Origin of the sequence: Rossellomorea sp. NRS-1567, from assembly GCF_050467885.1 — a bacterium.
GTDB classification, from domain to species: Bacteria; Bacillota; Bacilli; order Bacillales; family Bacillaceae_B; genus Rossellomorea; species Rossellomorea aquimaris_C.
On sequence record NZ_JBITPL010000007.1, the window covers coordinates 191,064 to 198,033 of the forward strand.

8 protein-coding genes are annotated in these 6,970 nt (G+C 43.9%); all 8 read right to left on the reverse strand.

From position 1 onward, the window contains the following. Positions 1–24: 24 nt before the first annotated feature. The 8 genes from ACIFOD_RS05575 to ACIFOD_RS05610 all read right to left on the reverse strand — a co-directional run bounded on the left by ACIFOD_RS05575 (position 25) and on the right by ACIFOD_RS05610 (position 6,499). On the reverse strand, positions 25–999 hold the full coding sequence (locus ACIFOD_RS05575; protein WP_430313804.1) for a sortase domain-containing protein: 975 nt from the start codon (positions 997–999) through the stop codon (positions 25–27). 67 nt (positions 1,000–1,066) lie between these two features. Beyond that, a complete protein-coding gene (locus ACIFOD_RS05580) occupies positions 1,067–2,410 on the reverse strand; it encodes a copper amine oxidase (protein ID WP_430313805.1) in 1,344 nt (447 codons plus the stop codon). 269 nt (positions 2,411–2,679) lie between these two features. After that, a complete protein-coding gene (locus ACIFOD_RS05585; RefSeq protein WP_430313807.1) occupies positions 2,680–2,994 on the reverse strand; it encodes a hypothetical protein in 315 nt (104 codons plus the stop codon). A gap of 130 nt (positions 2,995–3,124) precedes the next feature. Next, positions 3,125–3,364: a hypothetical protein gene (locus ACIFOD_RS05590; protein WP_430313808.1), complete on the reverse strand. Its 240-nt coding sequence runs from the start codon at positions 3,362–3,364 to the stop codon at positions 3,125–3,127. A 15-nt stretch (positions 3,365–3,379) separates the two neighbouring features. Next, positions 3,380–3,775, reverse strand: a complete 396-nt coding sequence (locus ACIFOD_RS05595) for a hypothetical protein (protein WP_430313809.1) — start codon at positions 3,773–3,775, stop codon at positions 3,380–3,382. A 57-nt stretch (positions 3,776–3,832) separates the two neighbouring features. Beyond that, on the reverse strand, positions 3,833–4,474 hold the full coding sequence (locus tag ACIFOD_RS05600) for a uridine kinase family protein (protein WP_430313810.1): 642 nt from the start codon (positions 4,472–4,474) through the stop codon (positions 3,833–3,835). 28 nt (positions 4,475–4,502) lie between these two features. Next, complete coding sequence (locus ACIFOD_RS05605) at positions 4,503–4,742, reverse strand: hypothetical protein (protein ID WP_430313811.1); 240 nt, start codon at positions 4,740–4,742, stop codon at positions 4,503–4,505. Next, a complete protein-coding gene (locus ACIFOD_RS05610) occupies positions 4,739–6,499 on the reverse strand; it encodes a M3 family oligoendopeptidase (protein WP_430313813.1) in 1,761 nt (586 codons plus the stop codon). The genes ACIFOD_RS05605 and ACIFOD_RS05610 overlap by 4 nt, the downstream gene beginning before the upstream one ends. Between the last annotated feature and the right edge of the window lie 471 nt (positions 6,500–6,970).

The window sequence follows — 6,970 nt, forward strand, 5'->3', positions numbered from 1 at the left end:
CCTTAACCAAGAGGTTTTTTTATCTTATTTCATTGCTACTTTCTGAGACGGCATTGATTCCTTCCCCTCAATATTCACCGTAGTAATAAAATACGAATCTCCCTTTTCACCCTCTCCATCAAAAAAGCTCTTCCGTTCATGTGCTGAAGTGCTCTCGATATGTTCGAACTCTTTCGCGCCTGAGGACTTTTTATACACTCTGTAACCCATCACCGTATCATCATTGACCGAATGCCAGGAAAGGGATCCGGTATCGTATTCGACTGCCGTCGGTGGTTCAGGAGCTTCAAGCTCATTGACTTTGGTTTCAGAGATGAGCTCTGTATACACGACCAGCCGGTCCGGATAAAGATGTTCGTCATGATTGAACGTACCTGTGCACGTAATGACATTCAGGTTCCGTTTGTCCGAGGGTCCGAAGATTTTCTCGATCGGAGCTTCGTCACTCGGATAGCTTTCCTTCGATTTCACCTCGAAGGTTCGTTCCATTCCCTTTTCATCCGTTACGATGATTTTCTCCCCTACCTTGATGTTCTTCAGATAGAAGAAAATCGCCGGACCCTTCTTACTGTCGACATGTCCAGCGAGGACGGCATTTCCCTTTGCACCGACCTTCACCCCGCGGTCGTACCAACCGACCACATCGGTTTCTTCAGGAACTTCCATTTCCCCGTTTTCAAGTAGTCCCACGGGAATGATGTTCGTATCGATGTCCATGCTCGGAATCTGGACACGGGAAGGCGTAATTCCTTCTTCTTGAATCTTTACCTGCTCTTCAAGCTCTGTTTTTTTCTTCTTTAAAGAGTCAAGAAGAACAAACTCTTCTTCCTTATGGGCAGTACCTACCCCGCTTTTGGCTTTTTCTTTTTCCACTGTTTGTTTCTTATCGGATTGAGTTGTCTGGCTTTCTTTCTCAGGTCCGTCCTTTGCGATTGCCTGAAAGCTGACAACACCAATCATAAGGACCGCGATCAGTATGATAAGTATTCGTTTCTTCATCATTTTCCCTCCACTTAAGAGAAGAGAGAAGAGCAGATTCCCGCTCTTCCCATGGCTCTTCTCTGAATTATTGTTGGTCAGCAAACTTCTTCTTGATGATGATTCCACCAGCCATTAATGCTACTGCGACAAATGTGATCCATGCAGCCATTGGCATTTGTTGATCAGCTGCACCGCCCATACCAGTGTTTGGCATTTGTTCCGGCATATCACTGGATGCGAACTTCTCAGGGTTCTGCTTCACAATCGCGTCGCCCAGTGCTTTCCCTACACCGAACATGAACGCATATCCTTCACGGAAGCTATCCATGCTTCCTTTGTAATCTTCCGCTACATACGAGTCGAACGTTTTCACAACTTGATCTTCATGTGTTTTCAGTGAAGAGATGGCCGCGTCTTTCGGAAGATTTCCTTCTGTTGCTGTCGCAAGGAATGTACCGAATTCTTCAGTGAACATACCCAGGCTGTCTTTCGCTGCCTTCACTGCTTCTTCGTCACCTGCTAATGTCGCACTTACAAGGTCTGCCTGTGCATTGATGTGCTCACTCGTCCATACCTTCTTGAATTGTGCCGCTCCTTCTTCACCATAAATGGATCCGATGGCTTTCGTCCAGGCTTCGGTGTTCATATCTTCAGCCCAAGTCGCCGTATCATAATCAGGAGCTTCACTTACACCCTTTTGCATACTCATTGCCGCTAAAGCGAAATGCTCTGCTGCCAGATTATTTAAAGTAGAGCGTAATTCCGCTGCCGGTGCGTCTACTTTTGTGTTATCGAATTTATCCGGCATCTGCGTTACGATCGCTCCGGATAATGCTTTAGAGATATCAAACATTCTGTCGTACCCTTCTTTGAAGTTCGTTTGATACGCTTTATAATCTTCTTCTACATAGCTGTCAAATGTTTCGATGACATCCTGCTCATGTGCTGCCAGTACTTCTTTGGCTGCCTCTTCTGGAAGATTTCCTTCTGTTGCTGTTGCAAGGAATGCAGAGAATTCATTGACGAATTCTTTCACTTCGGCTTCCGCAGCTTTTCTCATTTCCGCATCATCGGATTGTGCCGCTTCTACGAAATCCGGAGAGTAATCATTATGTCCGGCAAAAATCTCCTCGAATTTCTGAGCGCCTTCTTTACCGTAAATCGATTCGATTGCCGGTGTCATATCCAGTGCATTTTGATTGAGTGCTTCATATGCCTGTTTCTCATCCGGTGCATCTTTATAATCCTTCACCATGGCGTTAACCGCTAATACATAATGTTCAGATAGTAATTGATCCAGTGTGGAACGAAGGTCGGAAGCCGGCGTCACCGCTGTCGGCGTTTCTGCCGCGAAACTTACCGTTGGAGCTAATAGAGATAATCCTAACATCGGTGCTGCGATTTTCTTAAGTATCTTTGTTTTTTTCATTTTTTGAACTCTCCTTTTTCTTCTTGTTTTTGTATTCTGGTAAGATAACGTAGCGTATTTTGATATGGATCACTTATTTATAAAAAATTTTATTTTTCTTAGAAATTAGAAAAGGACAAAGATGCTGACTAGCACCTTTGTCCTTCTATTAATACAGCATTGAGGCAGTTCCCCACCCTTTATTTAAACTGGTTCATTCGGTTTTCCTACTCAATCAACTAGTTAAGAACATCCTATTAGCTATAATCTTGAAACCCTTTGACCTATCATTAAAAATACGTAACGATCATGAAAATCAAACTGATCAACGTAAATAAAACCGCTCCATAAAACACTGAACCTACATTCGCTTTCAGCTCATTGTCCTTCTGAATCTTCCACCCTGCCTCACTTGCTTCCAGGGTAGCCCCTTTCGATAACGCACCACCGCTACTGTTGAAAAAGAAAAGGCCCACTGTTAGTCCAAGACCGATGAAAAAGCTCCATTCCCCGTAAGAAAAAGAGAACAGAAGGCTCCCGATCCAAATACCAATAGCAAATATCGCGGCTGTCACTAATGATGTTCGTGTTATGTATTTCTTCATATATATTCCCCCTCGTATTACTTACATTTACGAATGGACCTTTGTAAAAGTTTCAATTTTCAGTCAATGTCGAATTGTAATACTTTCACTCCACCTGCAACTGAAGCTTATCTTCTGTTGATAAACTCCCTTAAAGCGCTTTTTCTATGTACCAGATCAGTAGTGGGCCTATCGCATAACCGGATATTCCGCTCATGATTCCCAAAATCATGAAAACTATTCCGTACCGTTTTTCTTCGTAGTCTTTCTTTAAGACCAGGCCCATGCAAAATGCAATGAACCCTAGAAGGATAGAGGGAGTAACGACGGCAAAAATCACAGATAACCAACCGACGAAGATCAGTATGTTAGTGCCTTTCTTATCTTTCATAGTATCTCCCCTGTCTTAAATAGACTGATTTGTCGGAGCAGTCTTGAAAAATGCCTCTTTCACATAAATCGTATAAATCAAGACGATGATTGAAAAAACAAAATTCCCTATAAAGGGTTGTTGAGGTTCATTCGTTAATAATATGAAACTGATGAATCCAAATAGTACCGAGTACGTGATCAATAACCAAAAACCCCATTTTTTCAACCTCATGTACCCATAAGCCATCAACAGAGAAAAGAATGCCACTATTACTCTCATGGTTCGTTCAGGTACGACGGATACTCCAAATCGTTCCGACATGCCAATGGTGTCAGCACCAGCCTGATAAAAAATAGCGGTAAACAATAATACGATGCTACCAAAAATATAAAAGTAACTAATGATTGATACACCTAAAGGTCTTTTCACCTTTTTACCTCCAGCAGTTTATATGTCATGTTATAAAAAACATAATTAGAAATGCACCTACTCTATGTCCTTTTCCACCCAATACCCCTCATCCGAATTCCTCACCACCACATCAAAATTCTTATGCTTCGGATGCATAAAGACCTCATATTGAATTCTTCGCTCGTCGTGGGTTTTTCGTAAATACTCGACATCCATCCCTCTTTCGGAAACATCGCGGATTCCCCTTCTCATGAGCTCCGTCTCACCATCCGTATAAAAGTAAATCTTTAGGTCGTATAGATCGGGATTGCTGAATGCAACAGACATCCCTTCTACAATCGTCAGATTATTTCGGGATGAGATGAGCTGACTCCGCTCATAGGGGACGTCCAGTGTGTAGAAATCCATTCCCTCCCTCACCATCTTGACGTCCCGGTCGAGGGAAAATAGATGGTGGGCAGCAGGGTGGCAGGCGGTCATTTTGGATTGATGGATTTCATTGTTGTATTCATATTGGATGGAGGTGTGTTTTCTGACGTCGGAATTGACGATATAGGGATCGGTGTTGATGTAATTGACCCCTTTTCCTTCCAGAAGCGTCAAAAGCTTTTTGGAAAACGTAGTTTTACCGGAAGCACCGTGGCCTGAAATGCCGATGACCATTTTTCCATCCTGCTTGTTTAATTGATTGGCTATGTTATGTAAAATCTTGTCCATGAATTCTCTCCTTATTTATCAGCTATCCTCAATCATCCCCGCTGACATCGATTTCTGAATCACTCTCGTCCCCATTCTCATGCTGATCAAGATCCCGGTCTGGATGCCCCAGTTCATACATCCGATGCCGCATCCTGAATTGCTTGATGACCATTGCCAGTAAGAATCCGGCCAGGGATAGATAGAGTAAGTAATCGAGATCGAAAAACAAAGAAACACATAATAATAGAATAGAAGGAAGGGCAATTAGCCATTGTATCTTTTTCATCGGGAAGCTGACAATCTCACAAATTTCTCGCTATCCTCTACACATAGCCTCATCCCTTTTTCCCAAAAGTCTTCCTCCGTAATATCTTCCCCCAAATGCTTCATGACAAGCTCTTCAGCCGACATGCTCCCTGAATCCCGCAAGAGGTCCATATAATGATCCTCAAATTGTTTCCCCGTTTCCTTCGCCCTGGCGAAGAGATTCAGTGAGAGTAAATACCCAAAGGTGTAAGGAAAGTTATAGAAAGGAGATTCTGTTTTATAAAAATGGGGCGTCCATACCCATGAATGAACCGGAATCTCATCTAGGGATCCGGCATAGCCCTCTTCCATGGCAGCCCCCATCAGTTCGTTCAAGCGTGCTGCGGGGACAAACCCCTTTTTCCGTTCTTCGTGAAAATTCTTTTCAAAGATAAATCTTGCATGGAGGTTCATAAAGTTCATGACGCTGCGCTTTAATTTCTCATCGAGGAGGAACAGCTTTTCTTCGTCCGTCTCCGCTTTCTCCATGGCCGATTCCAGTACGATCATCTCTGCGAAGGTCGATGCCGTTTCGGCCAGGCTCATAGGGTAGGACTTGTTCATCCCGTTCACCGATTTCATCGCATGGTTATGAAAGGCATGACCCAACTCATGCACAAGGGTCAACACCCCTTTGAAGGTGCCGGGAAACGTGAGGAACACCCTGGACTCACCTGTTAACGGAAACCCTGCGCATATGGGAACCGCAGACTTACCAGGACGGTCTTCCGCTTCGACCCAACCTTCACGGAAAGCCTTCTCCACGAACAGCCCCATTTCCGGCCCGAACGTACGAAATTGTTCCTCGATCAACGCGGCGGCTTCTCCGTATTCGATTCCTTGGTGGTGGTGATTCATTGGGGACCAAAAGTGATAGGACTTCATTTTGGCATCGGCGTTCATTTCTGCCTTCACATTCAAGTATTGGGCAAACGGTTCTTTATATCTCTCCATCACCGAAAACATCGCATTAAGCGTTTCTTCCTTCATCCGGTTTTGGGCAAGAGGAACATGGAGGACGTCCTCGATTCCCACGCTCTTATACATATTCAACCGGAAACCGGCCAGATGATTCAGGATTTGCGCAAACTGCCCCTCATGCTCGGTCCACTTTTCCACCAGCGCCTCATGAGATTCTTTCCTAACCGAAGCATCGTGGTGTGAACGCAGATTGATGGCCTGCCCAACAGAGAAATCCTGACCCTTCACCTGGACCTTAATGCTGCTCATGTACGATTGATAGAACTGCCCCCAGGCGTGGTACCCGTCTGCCATAAGGTCCGACACTTCCTGGGAAGGCTGCCTGTCCGCTTCTTCCCGCCACTCCTGGAGGATGAATCGATACTCCTTCAGCTCCTCTGATGCAAGCAGGCTCTTCCACTCCGATTCCTCCGTATGGGCTAATTTCTTTTTCAGGATACTGGTAATAGAATCATATTTTGATTGAAGAACCGTGGTTTCCCCTCTGTAGAATTGTGCTCCCTGGTCTTTCGGATTTTCTGAAAGAAGACAGATGGCGTAGGATCTTGCTTGTGATATCGACATCTTTATGTCCCTAAGTCGATCAAGTACATCGACCAGTTGATCCGACTCCAGCGTCACCTCTCGCATAGTTTCTTCCAGATCGGAAATTCTGTCTTCAGTCTGTTTCATATGATTATGTAATTCAGGTGATGTGCTTCCACCTTTGAAGAGGCTGTCGAGATTCCATACTGTTTTATATTTTGTGTGAGTCATCATTATTCCCTCCTATCAAGTTCCGAACGAAACGTATGTTCTTATTCTACCTTATTTTGTATTTTCTTCCAACTTATACTAGTCTAAATTTCAAAAAGTTTTAATCCTACTAATTTTTAGGAATGATAGCTTGAACCCCTCTCACAATAAGCTAAAGAAAGTTTCCCTTTCTTCTGATTCAGTAAAACCCTCACGATTTTTCGATAAAAGGATCATAAGTTGGAACTTAGGGGTCATAACTCAAAAATCCGGATCATAAAGTGCTGAAACCGGGTCATAAATCCCCAAAGCGGATCATAAGTCACGGAAACCGGATCATATCGGTCCAACCCCCTAAGTTTGGACACCATCTTCATATTTCTTAAGATTGCTTAGTTTTTTATTTTTCTACCGCGCTCTCGCTTGCTGGCCACTTATTCTTTAAACTGGTTACCAGTTCAAAGAATAAGTGGTCACATGGTTAGCTTGAGT